Source organism: Archangium sp. (genome assembly GCF_057119385.1).
Genome location: NZ_DBNGVP010000017.1, coordinates 1 through 22314 on the forward strand (window position 1 = coordinate 1; position 22314 = coordinate 22314).

The 22314-nt window shown below is 69.2% G+C and carries 17 protein-coding genes; 8 read left to right on the plus strand and 9 right to left on the minus strand.

The window, feature by feature from the left end; all coding sequences use genetic code 11:
• Positions 1-362 (minus strand): hypothetical protein (locus tag AC16DP_RS03950; RefSeq protein ID WP_483956632.1); only part of this gene is annotated, 362 nt, incomplete at its 3' end.
• 267 nt (positions 363-629) lie between these two features.
• On the opposite strand from AC16DP_RS03950, the gene AC16DP_RS03955 reads away from it, so the two are divergent.
• A complete protein-coding gene (locus AC16DP_RS03955; protein ID WP_329732398.1) occupies positions 630-1616 on the plus strand; it encodes an alpha/beta fold hydrolase in 987 nt (328 codons plus the stop codon).
• Between the two features lie 4 nt (positions 1617-1620).
• On the opposite strand, the gene AC16DP_RS03960 is transcribed toward AC16DP_RS03955, so the two are convergent.
• The 6 genes from AC16DP_RS03960 to AC16DP_RS03985 form a co-directional block, all read right to left on the minus strand.
• Complete coding sequence (locus tag AC16DP_RS03960; RefSeq protein ID WP_329732399.1) at positions 1621-6951, minus strand: trifunctional serine/threonine-protein kinase/ATP-binding protein/sensor histidine kinase; 5331 nt, start codon at positions 6949-6951, stop codon at positions 1621-1623.
• A 130-nt stretch (positions 6952-7081) separates the two neighbouring features.
• Positions 7082-7564 (minus strand): hypothetical protein, encoded by a 483-nt coding sequence (locus AC16DP_RS03965; RefSeq protein WP_329732400.1) that lies wholly within the window; start codon positions 7562-7564, stop codon positions 7082-7084.
• Entirely contained in the window at positions 7554-8126 is a 573-nt protein-coding gene (locus AC16DP_RS03970; protein ID WP_329732401.1) for a hypothetical protein, read from the minus strand. The genes AC16DP_RS03965 and AC16DP_RS03970 overlap by 11 nt, the downstream gene beginning before the upstream one ends.
• Entirely contained in the window at positions 8123-8428 is a 306-nt protein-coding gene (locus tag AC16DP_RS03975; RefSeq protein WP_329732402.1) for a hypothetical protein, read from the minus strand. The genes AC16DP_RS03970 and AC16DP_RS03975 overlap by 4 nt, the downstream gene beginning before the upstream one ends.
• Before the next feature lie 111 nt (positions 8429-8539).
• Complete coding sequence (locus AC16DP_RS03980) at positions 8540-10030, minus strand: RCC1 domain-containing protein (RefSeq protein WP_329732403.1); 1491 nt, start codon at positions 10028-10030, stop codon at positions 8540-8542.
• A gap of 113 nt (positions 10031-10143) precedes the next feature.
• A complete protein-coding gene (locus AC16DP_RS03985; protein ID WP_329732404.1) occupies positions 10144-11121 on the minus strand; it encodes an NAD(P)-dependent alcohol dehydrogenase in 978 nt (325 codons plus the stop codon).
• An 84-nt stretch (positions 11122-11205) separates the two neighbouring features.
• On the opposite strand from AC16DP_RS03985, the gene AC16DP_RS03990 reads away from it, so the two are divergent.
• Positions 11206-12117 (plus strand): LysR family transcriptional regulator, encoded by a 912-nt coding sequence (locus AC16DP_RS03990; protein WP_329732405.1) that lies wholly within the window; start codon positions 11206-11208, stop codon positions 12115-12117.
• A 29-nt stretch (positions 12118-12146) separates the two neighbouring features.
• Here AC16DP_RS03990 and AC16DP_RS03995 read toward each other — a convergent pair whose 3' ends face one another.
• The gene (locus AC16DP_RS03995) at positions 12147-15197 is read right to left on the minus strand and encodes a sensor histidine kinase (RefSeq protein WP_329732406.1); all 3051 of its coding nucleotides are present in this window, start codon (positions 15195-15197) and stop codon (positions 12147-12149) included.
• Between the two features lie 49 nt (positions 15198-15246).
• Complete coding sequence (locus tag AC16DP_RS04000; protein ID WP_329732407.1) at positions 15247-15879, minus strand: response regulator transcription factor; 633 nt, start codon at positions 15877-15879, stop codon at positions 15247-15249.
• 264 nt (positions 15880-16143) lie between these two features.
• On the opposite strand from AC16DP_RS04000, the gene AC16DP_RS04005 reads away from it, so the two are divergent.
• The 6 genes from AC16DP_RS04005 to AC16DP_RS04030 all read left to right on the plus strand — a co-directional run bounded on the left by AC16DP_RS04005 (position 16144) and on the right by AC16DP_RS04030 (position 22178).
• A complete protein-coding gene (locus AC16DP_RS04005) occupies positions 16144-16803 on the plus strand; it encodes a hydrolase (protein WP_329732408.1) in 660 nt (219 codons plus the stop codon).
• Between the two features lie 81 nt (positions 16804-16884).
• Positions 16885-18744: an amidohydrolase gene (locus AC16DP_RS04010; RefSeq protein ID WP_329732409.1), complete on the plus strand. Its 1860-nt coding sequence runs from the start codon at positions 16885-16887 to the stop codon at positions 18742-18744.
• Positions 18734-20359: an MFS transporter gene (locus tag AC16DP_RS04015; RefSeq protein ID WP_329732410.1), complete on the plus strand. Its 1626-nt coding sequence runs from the start codon at positions 18734-18736 to the stop codon at positions 20357-20359. Before AC16DP_RS04010 ends, AC16DP_RS04015 begins: the two co-directional genes overlap by 11 nt.
• Entirely contained in the window at positions 20356-20583 is a 228-nt protein-coding gene (locus AC16DP_RS04020; RefSeq protein WP_329732411.1) for a DUF1427 family protein, read from the plus strand. Before AC16DP_RS04015 ends, AC16DP_RS04020 begins: the two co-directional genes overlap by 4 nt.
• Complete coding sequence (locus AC16DP_RS04025) at positions 20580-20738, plus strand: DUF1427 family protein (protein ID WP_329732412.1); 159 nt, start codon at positions 20580-20582, stop codon at positions 20736-20738. The genes AC16DP_RS04020 and AC16DP_RS04025 overlap by 4 nt, the downstream gene beginning before the upstream one ends.
• A gap of 105 nt (positions 20739-20843) precedes the next feature.
• Positions 20844-22178 carry a sensor histidine kinase gene (locus tag AC16DP_RS04030; RefSeq protein WP_329732413.1) on the plus strand — a complete coding sequence of 445 codons (1335 nt, stop codon included), beginning with the start codon at positions 20844-20846 and terminating at the stop codon, positions 22176-22178.
• Positions 22179-22314 lie beyond the last annotated feature (136 nt).

Consider the following 22314-nt stretch of genomic DNA (forward strand, 5'->3'; position numbering starts at 1 on the left):
GCGAACTGGTTCCAGTAGAAGATGCCGATGTTCCAGCCCGCGTTGATCCACGCGTCGGCCATGTTCACGTTGACGCCGTACGTGGGATCGTTCTCCGCGTAGTTGAACGTCTCGCGCTTGCCATTGATGACGCCGTCCTTCTGCCAGCCGTGCACGTAGATGACGGTGGGCTTGGCGGCGTTGAAGTAGGGATTGTAGACGCCGGCGACCGCCTTCTGGGACGCGTTGCTCAGCCCGTACCAGTAGATGCCGTAGTCCAGGGTGCGGCAGTCGAAGGGCACCGCCGCGTGCGCGCCAGCGGGCACGCCCACGCCCAGCGCCAGGCCCAGGGCGGCCAGCGCCGAAGTCAGAGGGTTCTTCATGGGAAATCCTTTCCCTCGAACCGTCAGGAGTTGACTCGTCGAGGCACCGGTGTCTGTAGCCCACCCCTCCTTTGACGTAAAGCCATTAGGACGTGAAGTCTGTCACGCCATCCCGCGAGGAGATCGTCAGCCCAGCGTCAGCGTTGTCAGCCCAGCGTCAACCCGGCGTCGAGCGTTGACGGAAGTTCCCTGGGGAAGGGGTTGTTCGGGGTTGTTCCGCCACGGAGTTGTTCCGTAGATTGAGCTTCGTTCCAAAAGCGAGGCGCCATGGATTCCAAGAACCCCCAGAGCAATGATTCCCAGGCCGTGTCCCGAAGTCGGCGTCAATTCCTCCGGCGGGCCGCCGCCCTCGGTGGGGGCCTGGTGGCCTGGCCCCGGGCCGCGGATGCAAGGGGCGCGCGGCCGGAGGGCTCCGCCCAGGTGCGCTCCGGCACCTTCGTGACGAGCGATGGGGTGGGGCTGCACTACCTGGAGGCGGGCCGGGGCAAGCCCCTGGTGCTCATCCCCGGCTGGTCGCAGACGGCGGCCATGTACTGGCCGCAACTCCAGGCGCTGTCCCGCCACCACCGGGTCATCGCCCTGGACATGCGCGGGCACGGCGACTCGGACAAGCCCGCGGGCGGCTACCGCATCGCGCGCCTGGCCAAGGACTTGCACGAGTTCCTCGAGAAGATGGACGGCGGCAACATCACCGTGGCGGGGCACTCCATGGGGTGCTCGGTCATCTGGAGCCTGTGGGAGCAATTCGGGCGCAGCCGCGTGGATCGGCTGATCCTCATCGATCAAGCGCCGGCGGTGACGGCCTGGCCGGGCTGGTCCGAGGACGAGCGGGCCGAGGCGGGCACGCTCTTCACCCCGCAGTCGCTCTATGACACGGCCGCGGGCCTGGCCGGACCCGACGGGGTGCGGGTGTCCGAGGGGCTGGTGCGGGGCCTCTTCTCCAGCTCCTTCCCCGAGGACGCGCTCGCTGAGGTCATCGAGCAGAACCTCAAGTTCCCCCGCGCCGCCGCCGCCCGGCTGCTGGTGGACCACTGCGGCCAGGACTGGAGGGATCTCATCCCCACCCTCGACGTGCCCACCCTGGTCGTCGGCGGCGAGGTGAGCATCTTCCACCCGCGCTCGCAGCAGTGGATCGCCCGCCAGATTCCCGGGGCCCAGCTCTCCATCTTCAGTGCCTCCGAGGGCGGCAGCCACTTCATGTTCCTGGAGAACCCGGACAAGTTCAACCAGCTGGTGCTGGACTTCCTCGGCTGAGCGCTCACGGGAGGGGGAGCTCCAACGTGGCCGTGGCCCCCTGGCCCGGCCCTTCGCTCTCCAGCTGGAGGGTGCCTCCCAACAGCATCGCCGCGAGCGCGCTCGAGTGCAGGCCGAAGCCATGGCCATCATTGCGCGTGGTGAAGCCATGCGAGAAGAGCCGCTCGCGGACCTCCGGCGCGATTCCCACCCCATTGTCCACCACCTGGACGCGGGCCAGCCGCTCCCCGGTGGTGAGCCGCACCAGCAGCCGCCGCTGTCCCTCGGGCAGCCCCCCCATGGCGTATTGGGCGTTGCTGATGAGGTTGATGAGGATCTGCAGCACCTTGTGCCTGTCCACCCGCACCCGGGCGGTGCTCGCGAGCTCGCAGGTGATGGAGACGCCGTGGCGCTCGAGCGCCGGGCGCTGGATGCGCAGCGCATCCTCGACGAGCCGCGACAGGTCGCACTCGTCGATGAGGAGCGACGTCTTGGCGTAGGTCTGCTGTACCTGGACGATGGAGCGGATGTGGTCGATGTGCCAGCCCATCTCCTCCAACCTCTCCCGCAGGCGCTGCTGCTCGCGGGAGAGCTCCTCGGAGAGCGCGGAGACGTAGTGGGGCAGGTTCTTGCCGCGGGCATCCCGGGTGAGGAAGTCCGCCAGGCCGTCGCGGTGCGAGTGGAGCATCTGCGCGAGCTGCGTGAGCCGGCCGACGCGTGAGGCGCCCACCGACTCGCGCATCAGCTCGAGGTTGACGACGGCGCTGGTGAGGACATTGCCCACGTTGTGCAAGACATTGGAGGCGATCTCGGACATGCCCACCGCGCGCGCGGTGTCCACCAGCTGGGCCTGGGCATCCCGGAGCTCCCGCGTGCGCTCCTCCACCCGTGTCTCCAGCTCGTCATTGGCACGGCGCAGGGCCGCCTCGGCGTGCTGCACCTCGGCGTACAGGCGCGCGTTCTCCATGGAGATGGCGGCCTGGGAGGCGATGTGCCCGAGCAGGGCGATGCGCGCCGGGTTGAAGGCCTCGGTCGCCAGGCTGTTCTCCAGGTACAGCACCCCGGAGAAGGTCTCCTGGCGCAGCAGCGGAAGGCAGAGCACGGAGCGGGCCCGGGCCCGCCCGAAGTACTCGTCGGAGGAGAAGGCGTGGGGCTGGGTGGCGTCACCGATGAGCACGTGCTCGTGCGTGCGCCTGACGTAGGCGATGAGTGTCCAGGGCAGCTCCTGGGGGACGCCCTCGCCCGGAACGATGAGGGGCGCGTCCGGCGAGGCGCCCGCGGAGATGGCCACCACCTGGAGCGTGTCCCCCCTCGGGAGCAGGAGGGCACCGCGCTGGGCGCCGGCGCTCTCGATGGCCACCTGCGTGAGCGTGGTCACCAGACGGTCCAGGAGGATCTCCCCGGAGATGGCCTGCTGGGCCTTCACCACGGTGTGCGCGTCGAGCTGCGCCGAGCCCGTGTCGTAGGAGGCGCTGGTGTCCGGGGAGGCCCCGGCGAACACCAGGTGCGGCCAGCGGGACTCCAGGTGCTGGACCTTGCCCCGGGCGCCCCACTGTTGGTACGCCTCGCGGGCCGAGCGGGCACAGCCCTCGGCGATGCTCGCCAGGCCGCGCGCGCGCCAGAAGTTCGCCGCCAGCTCGCTGGCGAGGGCGGCGTGGTGGATGAAGCCGTGCGCCCGGGCGGATTGGAGCGCCTCCTCGTAGGCGTTCATCGCCTCCTCCGGCCGGCCCTTCACGCGGGCCAGCTCCGCGGACACCATCCGCTCGGGGGCGAGGAACGTCTCCGGGCAATGGCCCGCCCACTCCGCCAGTTGCCGCTGGTGCTCCTCCATGGCCTCGAGCCACCGCCGCTGCTCCTCGGGCGCGGCCCCCTGGAAGCTGGCGGCCAGCGTCAGGGCCCGGTAGAGGTGGAAGTCCAGCAGCTGGATGTGACTGAGCGAGGCCCACAGCAGCGCAGCGGCCTTCTCTCCCGCCTCGCGCGCCTGCGCGTACGCCCCGCACATGAAGCGCGACTGCAGCTTGTGCAGCCAGTACCAGCAGCGCAGGGTGCTCATGCGCCCGGGGGTCAGCCGGGCCTCGAACTCCTCCTCCTCGAAGCCATCCCCACTCAGCGTGTCGAAGGAGCGCGAGAGCCCGCGCAACTGCTGCACGTAGCGCTGGGTGCCCAGGATGATGTCCTGCACGTCCAGGAAGCCCGCCTTGCGGACGAAATCCAGGCGCGCCACCGACTCCAGGTAGACGTCCTCCAGCTTGTCTCCCTGGGAGAGGCTGTTGGTGACGATGTGGTTGCAGCAATAGCTGGCGATCGGGATGTCTCCGGCCTGCAGCGCGTGGTGGAAGGCGCCGCGGGCGAGCTCCCTCGCGACGGAGAGGGGCCGGGTCCAGAAGCTGATGATCTCCAGGGTGAAGAGCGCCTTGCCCCGAGAGGAGGCGTAGTTGTAACGCTCCACGAGGGCGCAGCCGAGCGTGCCGAAGGCATGGCCCTCCCGGTACTTCTTGAAGGTGGAGCCCAGCACCACGCCGTAATAGGTGTAGCCGTGGACGGCCGCTTCGCTGTTGCCGTGGCGCAGGGTCAGGGAGACCAGCCGGCACAGGTGCAGGGCGAGCAGGTTGTTGTCGGTGAAGTAGGCCACGGCGAACATGGCGCCCAGCACGCCGAGCACCGCCTGGATGTCCGCATCCGTCAGCAGGGGCAGATCGATGAGGCTCTCGATGGGGCGCCCGTCCAGCAGGGCCCACACCTCCTCGTTGGCGGCCACCACCTCCTCCCAGGTGGGGTGCGGCGGCATCGGCATGCCCAGCAGGGCCAGACACTCCAGGAAGCAGGTGAGGGCCTCCTGGATTTCCCCCTGGGCGAGGTGGAGCTCACTCGTCAGGCGGTAGACGGCCGCGATGTCCGGGGCGGTGCGTGCCCGGGGGCGGAGCTCCGCCAGCAGGTGGCGCGCCCCGGCGGCATGGCCATTCATGAACTCGCACGTCGCCTGCTCCAGACGCAGCTTGAAGGCCAGCTCGGGGTGGGCCGTCCAGGGCTCGCCCGGCAGCAGGCCGAACGCCGTCTCGAAGTAGGCGATGGCCGAGCGGTAGGCGATGGCCGCCCTGGCCTTGCGGCCCGCCTCGGCGTTCAGCCGCGCCACCTGGAGGCGCTCCTCGGGGTCCTCGAGCAGCGCCGCCCCGGCGTTGAGCTGCCCCACGAGATCGAACAGCTTCTCGCGCACCTGCTCCGCGGACAGGCTCGCCAGCAGCAGGCGGCCGATGCGCAGGTGCACGGCCGCGCGCTCCTCCTCGGGGATGAGGGCCTGGGCGGCCTGCTGGATGCGGTCATGGAGGAAGCGGTAGTGCTCCAGGCCGTGCCGGGCCAGCAGGCCCTCCTGGAGCGCGGGCTCCAGGCTCTGCTCCACCTCGGACGGCTCGACGCCGGAGATGATGGCCAGCATCGGCAGCGCGAAGCCATTGCCCACACACGCCGCCAGGCGCAGCAGGTGCTGCGTCCCAGCGGGGAACTGGCGCAGCTTGCCCACCATGAAGTCGACGACGTTGTCGGAGTAGGCCTTGGCCCGGACGCCCGCCGCATCCCACCGCCATGCCCCTTGCGGCGTGCGCGCCAGCAGGCCGTCCTGGTTGAGCGTCAGCAGCAGCTGGATGAGGAAGAAGGGATTGCCGCCCGTCTTCTCGAGCAGCAGCGCCGAGAGGGGCACGACGAGCTCCTCGCCCGCCCCCGGGAGCGTCTCGGCGACGAGCTGCTGGAGTTGAGCCGGGCTCAGCGGCTCGAGCCGGATGTCCGTCACCCGCGCGCCCGTCTTGCGCACCTGCTCCATCATCAGCATCAGCGGATGGGAGGGGCTGACCTCGTTGTCGCGATAGGCCCCGACCAGCAGCAGCGGCGGCACGTCCGGCTCGCCGAGCAGGTGCTGGAGGAGCCCCAGACTGGCCAGGTCCGCCCATTGCAGGTCATCGAGGAACACGGCGAGCGGGTGCTCGCGGGTGGAGAAGACGCGGAGGAAGTGGATGAAGACGCGGTTGAAGCGGACCTGCGCCTCGGAGGGCGGCAGCTCCTGGAGGGCCGGCTGCTTGCCCGCGACGAGCTCGAGCTGCGGAACCAGGTCCACCAGCACCTGGCCCTGCTCTCCCCAGGCCTGCCGCAGCCGCTCGCGCCATGCCGCCAGCTCCTCGTCGGTGCCGGCGAGCAGCTGCCGTACCAGCCCGCGGATGGCCTGGGCCAGGGTGGCGTAGGGCACGTCGCGTTGGAATTGATCGAACTTGCCGCGCAGGAAGAAGCCGCGCCGCTCCACCACGGGCCGTTGCAGCTCGTTGACCACCGAGGACTTGCCGATGCCGGAGTAGCCACTGACCAGGATGAGCTCTGGCCGCCCTCCCTGGGCGATGCGCTCGAAGCCCTGGAAGAGGGTGGCCACGTGGGCTTCGCGCCCGTAGAGGCGCTGGGGGAGCTGGAAGTGGCTGGGGAAGTCGCGCTCGCCCAGCGGGAACACCCGGGAGACGCCCTGGCGCAGCTCCTCCCGGCACCGCTCGAGGTCCGCCTTCAGTCCCTCGGCGCTCTGGTAGCGCTCCTCGGCCACCTTGGCCAGCAGCTTCATGACGATGGCGGACAGGGCGGGGGGGAGGTCCGCCACGAGCTGCTGGGGCGGCCTGGGCTGCTGGGCCAGGTGCGCATGGAACCAGCCGAGCGCATCACTCCCGCGCAAGGGCAGGCTGCCCGTCAGCAGCTCGTAGAACGTCACCCCCAGCGAATAGAGGTCCGTGCGGGAGTCCACGGTGCGGTTCATGCGCCCGGTCTGCTCGGGGGACATGTACGCCAGCGTCCCCTCGATGAGGCTGGAGGCCGCCGAATCCACGTGCTCTATCCGGTGGAGGGTGGCGCTCCCGAAGTCGATGATGCGCGCCTCTCCCGCGGGCGTGACGATGATGTTGGAGGGTTTGAGATCCTTGTGGATGACGCCCCGCCGGTGGATCTCCCCGAGGGCCGAGGCCAGGGAGATGGCCAGCTCGAGGAAGGGGGGAACCGCGAAACGCTGGCCCACCGACTCCACCAGGGGCGAGCCCTCCACCTCCTCGAGGATGAGGACCGGACGCTCCTGGAGCAGCTCGCAGGAGAGGACCCGGGGCACGCCCCGCACCTCCTGGAGCCGTTGCAGGATGCCGTGCTCGCGGCGGTAGCGCTCCCACTCGCGCGGGCCGGGAGAGGGGTGCGCTGGCGTCTTGATGATGACGGGCCGGTTGTCGGCCTCACCCACCGCGTGGAACAGCACATTGGCGCCCGTCAGACGGAGCGAGCCGAGCAACCTGTAGCCTGGGATGTCCAGCGAGTGGGCGGATGACGTGGGTGTGGGCAGATGCATCATGACTGTCGGGGGGCTCTCCCTGGAATCCGTCTGGAGGATACCTCGCCAGGAGCGCCCGCCGAGTGGCCGCTCGCGGAGCAGGCCCGGGGTGACACCCCGCCGTGGCAACCCGATGCCCGGCGGGTCTCCCTCAGAGCATCCAGCCCACGAGCGCGCGGACGCCGAGCCCGGCGCCCGGACCTCCCCGGAAGGTGACATCCGCGCTGCCGGCCAGTCCCACCGACAGCCGGGACGACACCGCGAAGGTGGCACCCGCCTCCAGGTAGAAGGCCAGTTGACGGGCCGGCTCCCCATCGCTCACGAAGCGGTACTGGTACTCCAGGCCGGCGCCCACCAGCGGGCGCACCACCTGCCCGTCCCGGAACGAGGCCCGGTACCCCAGGGCCACCGGCACGTAGGTGAACTCGGGGCCCACGAGCAGGCCCGGCGCCAGGCGCAGCCGGTGTGGCCCCTCTCCTCCCAGCCGGACCAGCAGCTCCGGCCGCACCCCCGCCGACAGGCCCACCAGGGTCACCTCCGGGGCGATGAACAGCTCCAAGCGGCCCGGCGCGGACGGCTCCCGCGCGCTCGCCGGCAGTGCCAGCAGGCCGAGCGCCATCAGACTAATACGCATACACGCTCCAATCCTCGAAGGCGCGGCTGAAGTCGCCGCCCTCCTCCACACCAAAGCCGATGCCGAACTTCCCGCGCGTCTTGTGGGGGGACCACATCCAGAACTCGTAGTCCCCCTTGGGCACCACGAGCGCGACGACCCCCGTGCTCCAGAAGAAGCGCCGGGTGAAGGTCTCGTAGAAGACGGGCCGCGGCGAGACGCGGTTCAGGTCCACGTACGCCCCAGCGCCCTCGGGCAGCGGCAGGGGCAGCGCGGCGCGCTCCTCGGCCGTGGGCGTGAAGAAGAGCCCGGGACCCACCAGCGCGAAGGCCGGCCGGTGCTCCTTCAGCTCCTCCCGGTGCGGCACGAAGAGCTCCACCGGCAGGGCGAAGTCCTCCGGGAAGCTCACCTTGACGCGGAACACCTCGTCCCCCGTCTCGAACACGCCGTAGAGCGCGTAGGAGATGGAGGTGTCCTCGATGACCGTGGGCACCCCCGGCGAGAGCACCGACGGGCTGTGGGCCCGCGCGATGATGGGAAGGAGGACCGCCAGCGCCAGCAATGAACGAAGACGGGTGCTCATGGCGCGCACGCTCCCGGCAGCTCCGGCATGCGCTCCCGCATCACCCCCACGCCCCGCTCACAGGCATCCCCGCAGAGCTTCGCGCCCTCGGGGCTGCCCCAGCACGCCCCCTCCGGCTCGAAACGGGCGAGGTTGGTGCGGCTGCCCCTCGCCTCATCGAGGGCATTCACGCACGCGACGAACTTCTGGCAGGAGGCGGACTGCGGCTGTCTGCCTTCACAGCCCGTGCCCCCCAGCAACGACAAGCCCAGGCCCCCCAGCGCCAGGGCATGGCGCCAGGGACTCTTCGAAGGTTCGGACATCTCTGCTCCCTTGTCTCCGGTCCGCGGTCCCCTCATGGGGACACGCGCCCCGCAGAGATGCCCGACCCCTCCGCGCGTTGCAGGCTCCGCGAGTGCCCCGACGCGGCGGGCCTAGAGGCCCATCACCTGGACGGGCGTGAAGCGGTTGGTGGTCGTCCCATCTCCCAGCTGGCCGTTGGCGTTGGTTCCCCAGGCCCAGACGGCGCCCCCCTGCTGCCTCATCACCGTGTGATAGGTGCTGCTGTAGAGGTGGGTGGCGTTTCCAAGGGTGCCCATTTGAATCGGCGTGGAGCGGTTGGTGGCCGTCCCGTCCCCGAGCTCTCCATAGGTGTTGCGCCCCCAGCCCCAGAGGGTGCCGTCCTGCTTCATCACCGCGGAGTGAAGGCCGCCCCCGCTGAGCAGGGCGGGGTGGCTGATGCCGGGCACCTGGACGGGCGTGAGACGGTTGGTGGTGGTTCCGTCACCGAGCTGGCCGTAGCTGTTGGCGCCCCAGGCCCAGAGGGTGCCGTCGTGCTTGCGCGCCATCATGTGAAAGCCTCCCGCGGAGATGGCGGCCACGTCCCCGAGGCCCACCACCTGCACGGGCGCGTTGCGCTGGGTGGTCGTCCCATCCCCGAGCTGGCCCAGGTTCTGGCCCCAGGCCCACACGGTGCCATCCGCCTTGAGCGCGGCCATGAAATGGTAGCCCGCGTCAATGGCGATGACGTTGCCGAGGCCCACCACCTGCACGGGCGTGGGGCGGGTGTTGATCGTCCCATCCCCGAGCTGGCCGCTGAAGTTGTCGCCCCAGGTCCAGACGGTGCCGTCCTGCTTGAGCGCCGCCGAGAACCGGTCACCCCCGGTGATGGCGATGACGCCGCCGAGGCCCGGCACCTGCTGGGGCCATGTGCAGTTGGCGGCCCCGCACCCTCCGCCCTGGTTGGAGGAGTTGTAGCCCCAGGCCCACACGGTGCCATCCCCCTTGAGCGCCAGGTTGTGGGAGCCACCCGCGGCGAGGGTGGTGATGCCGCTGAGGTTCATCACCTGCCCGGGCGTGGAGCGGTTGGTGGTGGTCCCATCCCCGAGCTGGCCGAAATAGTTCTGGCCCCAGGCCCAGACGGTGCCGTCCTCCTTCAACAGCGTCGTGTTCTGGTAGCCCGCGGCGAGGGCGGCCGGGCACGTCTGCGGGACGCTCCGGCTCATGCTCCTGGGGCTGTTCCAGCAGGTGGTGCGGTTGCCCGAGCTGTCGATGACCATCGGCCAGGCCTTCACCTCGACGGTGTGCCAGCCACACCGGGTGCCCGAGGCGCTGAAGTACCAGGTGCCGGAAGCACCGGTGCGCTCCTCGCTGCTGCTCAGGACACCATTGACCCGGTACTCCAGGCGCGCGGCGTTGCCGGGGCTGGACACCGTCCAGGAGCCGCTGCCGGCCAGCTCCCCTTCATAGGAGCTGAGGCCCGTGAGGGTGAGCGAGGTGACGCTCTGGCCCGAGCACAGCGCCGACAGCCGCTCGTCCAGGGGCTCTCCGGAGGGCAGCAGGGGCTCGGCGGGGGTGCCACAGGCCATCCACAACAGTGCGCCCAGCACGCTCCCCAGGCCCGGGTGTTTCAGATGATTCAACATTGACAATGACTCACAAGCAGGAGTGAAGATTCCAGGTTATACCGGTCTCGCTTTCCTGTGAACCCTTTCTTGACTCGGAGTATGTTTTCCTCGTCGGCAATTGACCCATCATCTCACGCGCCCATCTGGAGGAGCACGGTGCCCTGCTTGTGTCCCGAGTCGACGCGGCGGTGGGCCTGGGCGCTGTCTTCCCAGGGATAGCGGCCGTCGATGACCGCGCGGATCCGTCCCGTCTCGGCGAGCTCCTTGAGAAAGCACAGGTCCTTCTTCTTCTCGCCCGGCGGCCGCAGGCCGGTCAGCGCCAGGACCGCTCTCTTGCTGCCGAAGAAGCGCGTCCAGAGCATGTCCGCGAACATCCCCAGGGTGGGAACGGTGGAGAGGTAGATGCCCCCGTCCGTCAGCGCCTCCTTGCAGCGGGAGAAGGAGCTCTTCCCCACGGCATCGAACACCACGTGATAGGCGCCCCGGCGACGGGTGAAATCCTCCCGCGTGTAGTCGATGACCTCGTCCGCTCCGAGGGCTCGCACCCTGTCGACATTTCCCGTGCTGCAGACCGCGATGACATGCGCGCCATAGTACTTGGCCAGCTGCACCGCGGCGGAGCCCACGCTTCCGGAAGCGCCGTTGATGAGGACCGTCTGCCCGCTCCGCACGCGCCCGTGGTCGCGGAGGAAGGGCAGCGCCGTCATGGCTCCGTCACACAGAGACGCGGCCTCGTCATGGCTCATGTTCGACGGCTTGTGCGCGACCGCTCCGTCCTCACGGAGGCACACGTATTCGCCATGGGCGCCGAAGGCGGTTCCCGTCGCGGCGAAGACCGCGTCGCCCGGCCTGAAGTGCGTGACACCGTTGCCCACCGCCTCGATGTCTCCGGCGAATTCGGTGCCCAGGATGCGCTTGCGCGGCTTCCCGAGACCCGCCGCCAGCCGCGTGCTGAAGCTGTCGCCCTTGCGGAACGTGCTGTCCGCCGTGGTCACCGCCGCCGCTCGGACCCGCACCAATATCTCGCCCTCCCCGGGCTCGGGCTTCACGACGTCCTGGAGCTTCAGGACCTCTGGCGGGCCGTAGTCCTCGTACACGATTGCCTTCATCCGCGTTCTCCTTGGGTCACTGTTCTGCCATGCAGGACCGCACCTGTCCTCGGCCAGAACCGCCGATGTGCTATGCGGAAGTGCATGGATTGGAGCCACGTGGAGTTCGACTGGAATCACGTCCGCGCGTTCCTCGTGACCGCCGACGAGGGGTCCTTCTCCGCCGCGGCGCGCGCGCTCGGCATCGCGCAGCCAACGGTGGGCCGCCAGGTGGCGGCGCTCGAGGCCGAGCTGGGCGTGACGCTCTTCGAGCGCGTGGGGCGCGGGTTGGCCCTCACGCCCACCGGGCTCGAGCTCATCGAGCACGTCCGCATCATGTGCGACGCGGCCTTCCGGGTCTCACGCGTGGCGGCCGGACAGACGGTGTCGCTCGATGGCCCCGTCTGCATCACCGCCAGCGAGATCATCGCGACCTACCTCCTGCCGCCGGTCATCGCGAAACTGCGCGCCCGGCATCCGGGCATCGAGGTGGAGATCGTCGCCTCGAACGCCCCCCTGGATCTCCGCCGCCGCGAGGCCGACATCGCCATCCGGAGCTTCCGCCCGACCGAGCCCGACCTGATCGCCCGGAAGATCCGCGACAACGAGGCCTACCTGTACGCGGCGCCGAAGTACCTGCGAACGCTCGGCACGAAGCTCACCCGGGACGACTTCTCGCGCGCGAGCTTCATCGGCTTCGGCCGCGCGGACACCTACCTCAAGGGCCTCGTGGCGCTCGGCCTGCCGCTGACCGAGAAGAACTTCCCCCTCCTCAGCCAGAGCCAGCACGTGCAGTGGGCGCTCGTCCGCGAAGGCGCGGGCATCGGCATCATGATCTCCGAGGTGGGCGACGCCGACCCCTCCGTCCGCCGCGTGCTGAAGGACCTTCCTCCCTTCACGTTGCCGATGTGGCTCGTCACGCATCAGGACGTGCGCACGAGCCGCCGGGTCCGGCTGGTCGCCGAGCTGCTCGCCGAGGAGCTGGGCCGGCCGGGCGCGGCCCGGGCGAAGGAGTAGGGGAGGCGAGATGCCACCGAGGGGCGCGCTCAGCGCCCTCGTCCCAGGCGGGTGGCCCTCTTCAGCCCGCTCCACCAGGCCGCTTTCGGCCTGCGCCGGTAGACGATCGCCGCCGGGACCTTCAATTCCACTTCCGTGCCGGCCTCGGTCCGGCTCCACACCTGCAGCGTGGCCCCGATCCTCGCGGCCCGTTCGTGCATCCCCGCGAGGCCCCAGTGGCCCGGACGGCCGCCCATCTCGAGAATCTCCGGGGCCACGCCCTTGCCGTCGTCCCGGATGCGCATGCGCAACGCGTCGGAGCCGTAGCGGAGCTCCGCTTCCACGGCCGTGCCCTCGGCGTGCTGGAACGCGTTGAGCAGGGCCTCGCGGCCGATCAAGAAGATCTCCCCCTGCATGGCGGCGTCCAACTCCCGTGGTTCACCTTCCACGACCAGGCGGAACGACATCGGCATGTCCTCCGCCAACTCCTCCCCGGCCTGCACGAGCGCGTCCGACAGGTCGCGGCCATCGTGGGCGGTCGAGCGCAGCTCCATCACCCGGTCTCGGCCCTCGGCCAGCACCTCGTCCGCGCGGTCCAGGGCCTTCTCCATCGCCTGCCGCGCCGGCTCGTGCTCGGGGAGCTGCTCGGCGACGGCCTGTAACCGGAGCACCAGGCCCTGCACGCTCTGCAACAGGGTGTCGTGCAGCTCCCGGGCGATGCGCTCGCGCTCCGCGTGCCGCTCCTCCAGCCGGCCCCGCATCTTCGCGGTCAGCTGGCGCAGACGCAGCAGATACAGCAGCCAGAGCAGCAGCAGTCCGGTCATCCCGCAGAGCGCGCGGAACCACCAGGTCTGGTGGAACGCGGGTGGAACGACGAGCTCGAGGCTCGCGCCGCGCTCGTTCCACACGCCGTCGTTGTTCGAGGCGATCACCTGGAAGCGGTACCGCCCCGGCGCCAGGTTGCCGTAATAGGCGGTGCGCCGCGTCCCGACGTCCTGCCAGTGCTCGTCCACGCCTTCCAACCGGTAGCGGATGCGCACGCGCTCGGGAATGGACAGGCTGAGCGCGGTGTAGTGGATCTCCAGGTTCGCGGGCTGGATCGGAAGCGTCACGTCCGAGGATGGCGCGTACCAGCGGCCATCGGCCTTCACGGAGAGGATGGACACCGGCGGAGGCAACGGATTGCGGGCGATCCGCTCGGGATCGATCCACACCACCCCGTTGCTGGTGGCGAACCACAGGCGCCCGTCGCCGCCCGCGACCGCGGTGGGCAGTGGACGCAGCAGCGTGGGCCTGGCCGGAAGCCCGTCGAGGAAGTCGAACAACTCGTAGCGCACCCGGTGGCCGGGGTCGGCCATCGCGCGTTGGATCTCCTCGGCCGGGATATGGAAGACCCCCGGCACGGCATGCACCCACAGGCTTCCATCGGGGCGCTCGATGATACCGCTCACGTTGCGGAACGACTCGTCACCGTCGGCGACGAGTGGACGAAAGCGCTCGCCGTCATGGAAGGCCAGTCCGAAATGGCCTCCAGCCCACACCTGCTGGCGGCCGGCGGCCAGGGCGGTGACCACTCCCAGATTGAGTCCATCGTCCTCGGTGAACCGCCGGACTTCGTCGCCGTCCACCCGCGTGATGATGCCCCGCTGATGCCCCAGCCATACCCGCCCGCGGCCATCGGTCATCGCGATGTGGATGCGCTCGTCGTCCGACAGTCCCAGCCACTCCTTCACCGGGTGCCAACGGCCCTCCCTCCACTGCATCGGTGGACGACCCGTCATGGACACCCAGAGCGTGCCACGACGATCGCGAGTCATGGCCTGCACATGCGTGGACGGAGCCGGCAGGGGCGTGACGTGACCCAGCCGGCCGTCCTCGAGCCGCCACAGGCCGTTGTCCGCTCCCAGCCAGAGCACGCCCTCCTCGTCACGGTAGGCGGAGCGCACCGGGGAACCGAGCTGCTCGAACGAGACCTCGCCGTCGCGCAAGCGCATCAGCGGACGGTTGGTGGTACCCGCCCAGATCTCGCCGGCATCCCCCGCGGCCAGGGCGAAATCGTGCGAACCGCGCGGGAACTCCGCCAGCACCATCGAGCTGGTGCGGAAGCGATCGAGTCCGCCGCTGGTGCCCACCCAGACATTGCCCTCGCGATCCTCGAGCACCGGCCACGCGTAATCTCCGCTCAGGCCGTCCTTCTCGGTGAACGACTCCACGGCCCCGCGCACCGCCGCCGCGTCGCCAGCGGGCAGGCGTTCGGAATGGGCGATGCGGCGGATCCCATCCCCCAGGGTGGTGAGCCACAGGCTCCCGTCGCGGGCGAACAGCAGGCCCGCCGACTCCACGTGCAGGGCCGGTGGATTCTCCGTCTGTCCATGGCCGGGCACCGGAATCGGCCGCACGTCACCGCCCGATTCCGTCATCCAGAGCCGTCCATCCGGCGCCTGCCTCAACTGGAACACCCATCCGGCGCGGACGCCCGTGGGAACGAACCTGCGCGCGCCGCGCGGCAGATACAGCAGTGTCGTCTCGGTGGCGACCCACAGCGTGCCGTCCCGGTCCACGAGCACGTACCGGCACTCCTCGGCCGGATACCCCCAGGATTCTCCGACCTGTTCCCAGCGCGCGCCGGACAGACGGTACAGTCCTTCACCCATGTCGGAGGCCCACACGGTGCCGTCCGGGTCCGTGGCGAAGGCGGAGACCGTCCGGGGTGGTGCGCCATCAGTGCTTCGGTACCGGGTCACGCGTCCCTCTTTCAGCAACGCGACGCCGCCGAGCTGGAAGCCGATCCACAGCCCCCCCCCGGGCGGGGCATACAAGGTCTGGATGGCGGAGAAGGGTTCACCCGAGGGCGGCTCGAACCGCTCGAAGCGGACACCATCGAACCGGTACAACGAAGCGGCCGCGGCGAGCCACAGATACCCGTCTTCCGTCTGGGCGATCGCGGAGATCTGCCCGGGAGCGCCTTCCTTGATGGTCCACCGGGTGTGGTGGAACTGCGTGAGGCGCCGGTCCTGACTGAACGCCAGCGCCGTCTCCGCGAAGCATGCGAGCACCGCGATGAGCCCGAGGAACAGCGCCTGATACCAGAGCCTCACCATCGGTCTTCCACCTCAGCGGGTACGAGCCGTTGCCACCGAGCACCCACGCTCAGATGTCGATGATTCCCCGCTTCATCGCGACGACCACCGCATGCGTCCTGTCCCTGGCCCCGAGCTTGGTCATGACGTTCTTCATGTGCGTCTTGACCGTCTCCTCGGAGATGCCCATCCGGGCGGCGACTTCCTTGTTGGCGTTGCCGGCGGCCACGAGGCGCAGGACGTCACATTCCCGCGCCGTCAATTCATCGTCCGTCACGTGCTCGGCCATCTCGGTGGCGATATCCGCGGCGATGCGGCGGCGTCCCGCATGCACGCTGCGGATGGTCTCCACCAACTCCTTGCGCAACATGCTCTTGAGCAGATACCCGGAGGCGCCAGCCTTGATGGCGCGCAACGCCTGCATGTCGCCCTTGTAGGTCGTCAGGACGATGATTCTCGCCGTGGGGTACTGGGCGCGGATCGCCGTGATCGCATCGATGCCATTCATCATGGGCATCTGCACGTCCATCAGCGTGATGTCTGGCTGATGGTCGCGGAAGGCTTGCAGGGCCTGCTCTCCATTCTCCGCCTCGGCGACCAGCTGCATGTCCGGTTGTCCGGCGATCAGGCTGCTGAGCCCTTCACGCAGCAGCGGATGGTCGTCGACAATCAGGATGCGAATGGGCGGGTTCGTGGAGCTCATCGCTTCCGTCCTTGATCTCGACCAGGGGAGCTTCGCTGGATATCCGGCATCGACGCCGTTGGAATCCCCCGAAATGGGGAGGAGGGAGTCCCTTATCCCAGATACGATCGCACCGCACCAGGGGGCCCGCGGGGGTGCATAGCGGCTGGTGGGTGTCCGCTCCCTCTTTCGGGTGAGCCGTTTCATGTGCTTTCGGGTGTTTTGCCTCGGGTCCTGACTCTCTACTCTGTCTGGCATCACCCCAACCCGAAGAGGAAGAATTTCATGACCCCCAAGGCCACCCCTACGCCCGGAAAGGGCCTCCTGTCGCCCACCGACCATGCGCTGATCCTGATCGATCACCAGTCGCAGATGACCTTCGCGACGCATTCGATCGACATCGCGACGCTGCGCAACAACACCGCGCTCATCTCCAAGGCCGCCGCCGGCTTCCGCGTGCCCACCCTGCTGACCACCGTCGCGGAGAAGAGCTTCTCGGGGCCGCTGTTCCCGGAGATCACCGACGCGTTTCCTGGCGCGAAGGTCTACGACCGCACCTCCATGAATGCCTGGGAAGACAAGCAGGTGATCGCCCAGATCAACGCGTTCGAGAGGGAGCGGCTGGTGTTCGCGGGCCTGTGGACCGGCGTGTGCATCGTGGGTCCCGTGCTGTCGGCGATCGACCAGGGCTTCAAGACGTTCGTCATCACCGATGCCTGCGGTGACGTGACCGACGAGGCGCACGAGCGCGCCGTGAGCCGGATGATCCAGGCCGGTGCGGCGCCGATGACCAGCCTGCAGTACCTGCTCGAGCTGCAGCGCGACTGGGCGCGGGAGGCCACGTATGGCCTGACCACCGGCATCGCCAAGATCCACGGCGGTGGCTACGGCATCGGCATCCAGTACGCCAAGCAGATGTTCAGCGCGTCCGAAGGCGGTCACTGATGGCCATGCGGCCATCGGTCTGTCCATAGGTGAAAACGATTGTCTCCGGCGCGAGCCGCCGGAATGAGAAGGATTGTACCGATGGCCGACATGATCGTCAGAAACGCCCGAATCACCACGCTGGACCCGGACAACCCATCGGCGACGGCGTTGGCCGTCGCCGGCGGCAATGTGCTGGCCGTCGGCGACGAGGCCACGGTGATGGCACATGCCACCGCCGGGACCCGGATCATCGATGCCGGGGGCCGGCGCCTCATCCCCGGCCTCAATGACAGCCACCTGCATCTGATTCGCGGTGGTCTGAACTACAACATGGAGCTGCGCTGGGACGGCGTGCGCACGCTGGCCGATGCGATGGCGATGCTCCGGGAGCAGGTGGCTCGGACACCGGCGCCGCAGTGGGTGCGGGTGGTGGGCGGCTTCAGCGAGCACCAGTTCGCCGAGAAGCGGCTGCCGACGCTCCAGGAACTCAACGAGGCCGCGCCGGAGACCCCGGTCTTCATCCTGCACCTGTATGACCGGGCCCTCATCAACCGCGCCGCGTTGCGCGCGGTCGGCTATACCAAGGACAGTCCTGATCCGCCCGGTGGGCGGCTCGAGCGGGACGCGGCCGGCAATCCCACCGGCCTGCTGCTGGCGAAGCCCAATGCGCTGATCCTGTACGCGACGTTGGCGATGGGACCGAAGCTGCCGCCGGAATTCCAGCTCAACTCCACCCGCCATTTCATGCGCGAGCTGAACCGGCTGGGCATCACCTCGGTGATCGATGCTGGCGGAGGCTTCCAGAACTACCCGGAAGACTACGAGATCATCCAGAAGCTGCATGCCGACGGCGAGCTGACGGTGCGCATCGCCTACAACCTGTTCACCCAGAAGAAGGGGGGCGAGCTCGCGGACTTCGACAGGTGGTCGCGGATGCTGAAGCCGCTCCAGGGTGACGGCATGCTGCGCCACAACGGCGCTGGCGAGATGCTGGTCTTCTCGGCGGCGGACTTCGAGGACTTCCGTGAACCGCGCCCAGAGCTGCCACAGGGCATGGAGGGCGAGCTGGAGGACGTGGTCCGCCTGCTGGCGCAACGCCGCTGGCCGTTCCGCATCCATGCCACCTACGACGAGAGCATCAGCCGCGTGCTCGATGTCTACGAGAAGGTGAACCGCGAGGTTCCCTTCGACGGACTGCACTGGTTCATCGACCACGCGGAGACCATCTCCGATCGCAACATCGAACGCGTGCGCGCCCTGCAGGGCGGTATCGCCATCCAGCATCGCATGGCGTACCAGGGCGAGTACTTCGCGGAGCGTTACGGCCGCGCGGCGGTTCGGAACACGCCGCCAGTGCGCAAGATGCTGAATGCGGGCCTGCCGGTCGGTGCCGGCACCGATGCCACCCGCGTGGCCAGCTACAACCCGTGGATGTCTTTGTACTGGATGGTCACCGGCCGCACCGTGGGCGGTCTGTCGATGTATGGCGACGACAACCTGCTGGAGCGGGAAGAAGCGTTGCGCCTGTATACGCACGGCAGCGCGTGGTTCTCCCATGAGCAGGATCGCAAGGGCCTCCTGAAGGCAGGCCTCTATGCCGATTTCGCGCTGCTGTCCTCGGATTTCCTCCACGTGCCGGAAGAGGCCATCAAGGACATCACCAGCGTGCTGACCGTGGTGGGCGGCAAGGTGGTGCACGGCAGTGATGACTTCGGCCCGCTCGCTCCCGTGTTGCCCAGGCCCATGCCGGACTGGTCGCCGGTGAACCGGTTCGGTGGCTACCAGGGCGCCACCCAGGCGCAGGCCCGCGCCATGTTCGAGCGAGCGCATGCGCACGCACACGGAACGTCGTGTGCCGTGCATGGTCACGGGAAGGATCATGCCGCGCACCACCCCGCGCCGGTCAGCGGTCCGCGCGACTTCTGGGGTGCCTTGGGCTGCTTGTGCCATGCCTTCTGATGCTCAGGTGACGGGCGCATGGGCTCCGCTGCGCCATCCCAGCTTCCGAGCGCTCTGGCTGGCGGTCCTGACCAGCAACATCGGAACCTGGGTGCAGGATGTCGCCGCCTCCTGGTTCATGTCGGAGCGGACGGGCTCACCGCTCATGGTCGCGGCGGTGCAGTCCGCGACGACGCTCCCAGTTGTGGCGTTCGCGCTCGTGGCCGGCACGCTGGCGGACATCGTTGACCGCCGGCGGTACCTGCTCTGGGTACAGCTGTGGATGCTCTTCGTGGCCACGGCGGTCGCCGTGCAGGCTCATGCTGGCCGGCTCGATGCCTGGTCACTGCTGTGTCTGACATTCGCGCTCGGTACGGGCGCGGCGATGGGGATGCCCGCACAGGCCGCGACCACCGCCGACCTGGTTCCGCGCCCGATGCTGGCACCGGCGGTGGCCTTGAGCTCCATCGGTGTGAATATCGCGCGCTCCATCGGCCCCGCCCTGGGCGGACTGGTCGTGGCGCGATTCGGTGCATCCTGGGCGTTCTCCCTGAATGCGCTGTCGTTCCTGGGCCTGGTGTTCGTCCTGTGGCGATGGAAGCGGGCGAAGTCCGCCTCGGCCCTGCCCGCCGAGTCTTTCGGCGGCGCTCTGCGCGCGGGGCTGCGCTACGCGGTGCAAGCCGGCGAGTTCCGGTCGGTGTTGGTCAAATCGGCCTGCTTCTTCGTGTTCGCCAGTGCCCTTCCCGCGCTGATGGCGATCGTGGTCCGGCAGGAGCTCTCCGCCGGTGCGGGCACCTATGGACTGTTGCTGGGGTTCATCGGGGCGGGTGCCATCGGTGGTGCCATCGTCCTGCCGAAGCTCCGCGAACGGTTCGATGCCGACACGCTGGTGCCGGCCGCGACCCTGCTCTACGCGCTCACCATGCTGGTCCTGGCGAACCTCCGTGACCCGCGGTTCCTCTGCGTGGCGATGCTGGCCAACGGCCTGTCGTGGATCACCGTGCTGTCATCGCTGCAGACCGCCGCGCATGTCTCGGTGCCCGCCTGGGTCCGCGCCCGGGCGCTGTCGCTCTACATCGTGGTCTTCTCCGCGGGCATGGCGGGGGGCAGCCTGATCTGGGGGTCGCTCGCGCAGCAGGCGGGTACCCGCATTTCGCTGACCGTGGCGGCGGTAGCGGCGGTGCTCGCGGGGATCTTCTCGCTGCGTTTCCGTCTGAGCGTGGCCATGGGGCGGGATACCACCCCGTCCTCGCACTGGCCGCAACCGGCCGTGGCCGAGGAGGTCGCCCATGCCCGGGGTCCGGTGCTCGTGACGGTGGAATACCTCATCGCGCAGGCGGATCGTGACGAGTTCCTGCACCACCTCCACCTGCTCGGAGGCACCCGCCGGCGCGACGGTGCGGTGCAGTGGGGGGTGATGGAGGACGCGGCGCAGCCAGGCCGCTTCCTCGAATATTTCATCGTCGATTCCTGGTTGGAGCACCTCCGCCAGCATGAGCGTGTCACCCATGAGGAGCAGCGCTTGCAGGAGAAGATTCGCGCCCTGCATCGCGACGCGCAGCCTCCCACCGTGCGCCACTTCATGGGTGCCACGCCCTCGAGCCCTCACGTCGTCGCGTTGGAGAACGTCCCTTGAGCTGGAAATTCTGTGTTGGCCTGCTGCTCGGTCTCGCCATCGGCCTGGGTTGCCGTTGGCTGGGCATTCCGGTACCCGCGCCGCCCATGCTGGTGGGCGCTTCACTCGTGGTCGCCATGACGAGCGGCTACCTGCTGGCCGATCATTTCATCGCGACGCACCCCGCGCATCATCGCCACGACTGTGGCGGGCCCAGCGGTGAGACGAAGGAGACGCGCACATGATGGAGCTCATGATCGGTCCCGTCCTGGCGCTGGCCATCGGAGCCGGCTGCCGCCTGCTCGACATCCCCTTGCCCGCACCGCCGAAACTGCAAGGCGCGCTGCTGGTACTGGCGATGACCGTCGGCTATCTGCTCGGCGAGCGTCTCCTGGGCTGAGCTGGCGGCGTGCCCGGGCAGGCGCCGTCTCCTGATGTGTTGCCAGGAACGCATGGTGGGGGCCCCCCTCATCCCCGCTGGCCGGAATGTTAGCATTGCATTTCAATGACGGCTGACCCCTCCGAGTTGCAGGCCCTGCGCCGGGTGAAGAGGAAGAACCTGTTCGTCTGCGCGGCCCTGCTCCTCGGGGGCTGCGCCGCCCATGTCATGGCGTCGGGCGACTTCAGCCTGGAGCTCGTGCTGGCGTATCTGGGGTGGAGCGCGAGCTTCGGGGTGATTGGGGTGGCGGTGGGGCTGGGGTGGGTTCCCGTGAAGTCGACGGGGATGTGGACCGGGACGGCCACGCTCCTGGCGGTGACGGCGCTCATCCACCACACCGGTGGGCCCGGCAGCCCCTGCTTTCCGATGCTCGGCTCCCTGCCCTTTGCCCTCGCCATCTTCAGCCCGGACTCGCGCCTGCCCACGGTGGTGGCCTCCGTGGGGGTGCTGGCCAGCACCGGGGTGCTGGACATGATGGCCGGCCTGCCGTCGCGGGAGATGTTGCTGCATGTGTCGAGCTTCGGCCTGCTGGGCGCGGCGGCCATCGTCGGAGGGCAGACGTACCGGCGCATGCGTGACGCGGAGAAGGTGGCGCAGCAGGAGCGGCTGGCGGTGCTGGAGCAGCTCGCCGAGAGCGAGCGCCGCCGGGTGCACGCCGAGCGCGAGCGCGCGGAGGTGGAGCGGCTGGTGCTGGTGGGGCAGCTGGCCGCCGGGGTGGCGCACGAGGTGAACAACCCGCTGGCCTTCGTGAAGTCCAACCTCGGCTTCCTGGAGCGCGAGCTGCGCAACGAGGGCGGGCCGGGGGACCTGGCGGAGCTGCGGGACGTGCTCACCGAGACACAGCAGGGCGTGCTGCGCATCCAGCAGATCGTCATGGACCTGCGGCGCTTCTCGCGAGAGGGCGGCGAGGGGGACGAGGGGCTGGCGGAGGACGCCATGGACGAGGCGAAGCGGCTGGCCATGGTACGGCTGCGCGGACTGGGGGCGGTGTCGCTGGACGTGGGCCCGGGGTTGCCGCCGGTACGGCTGGGGCAGCGGCAACTGGTGCAGGTGCTGTTGAACCTGTTGCTGAACGCGGCGGACGCGGTGGAGGACGCGGTGCCCGCGCGCCGGGCGGCCATCGTGGTGAGGGCCCGGCCGGTGGCGGGCGAGGTGTGGTTGGAGGTGGAGGACAACGGCCCGGGGATTCCCCAGGAGGTGCTGGCGCGGCTCTTCGAGCCCTTCTTCACCACCAAGCCGCCGGGGAAGGGGACCGGGCTGGGGCTGGCCCTGTGCCGCGAGTACGTCTCGAGGGCCGGAGGCTCGCTCCATGCCGAGAACCGCCCCCAGGGGGGCGCCCGCTTCGTCCTGCGGGTCCCGGTGGCGCGGGAGCCCGCCTCCCCGGCGGTCAGGCAGGCGTGAACGGGCAGCGGGCCCGCTCCATGTGGCCGCCTCGCGGGGGAGGGAGCACGCTCCTGGCGTGCATTCCCGCGTTGCGGATCCCCCCCGGGTCTGGTCCCATCCGCGCCCCACCCATGGTGGTCTGGCCGCTGTGCGG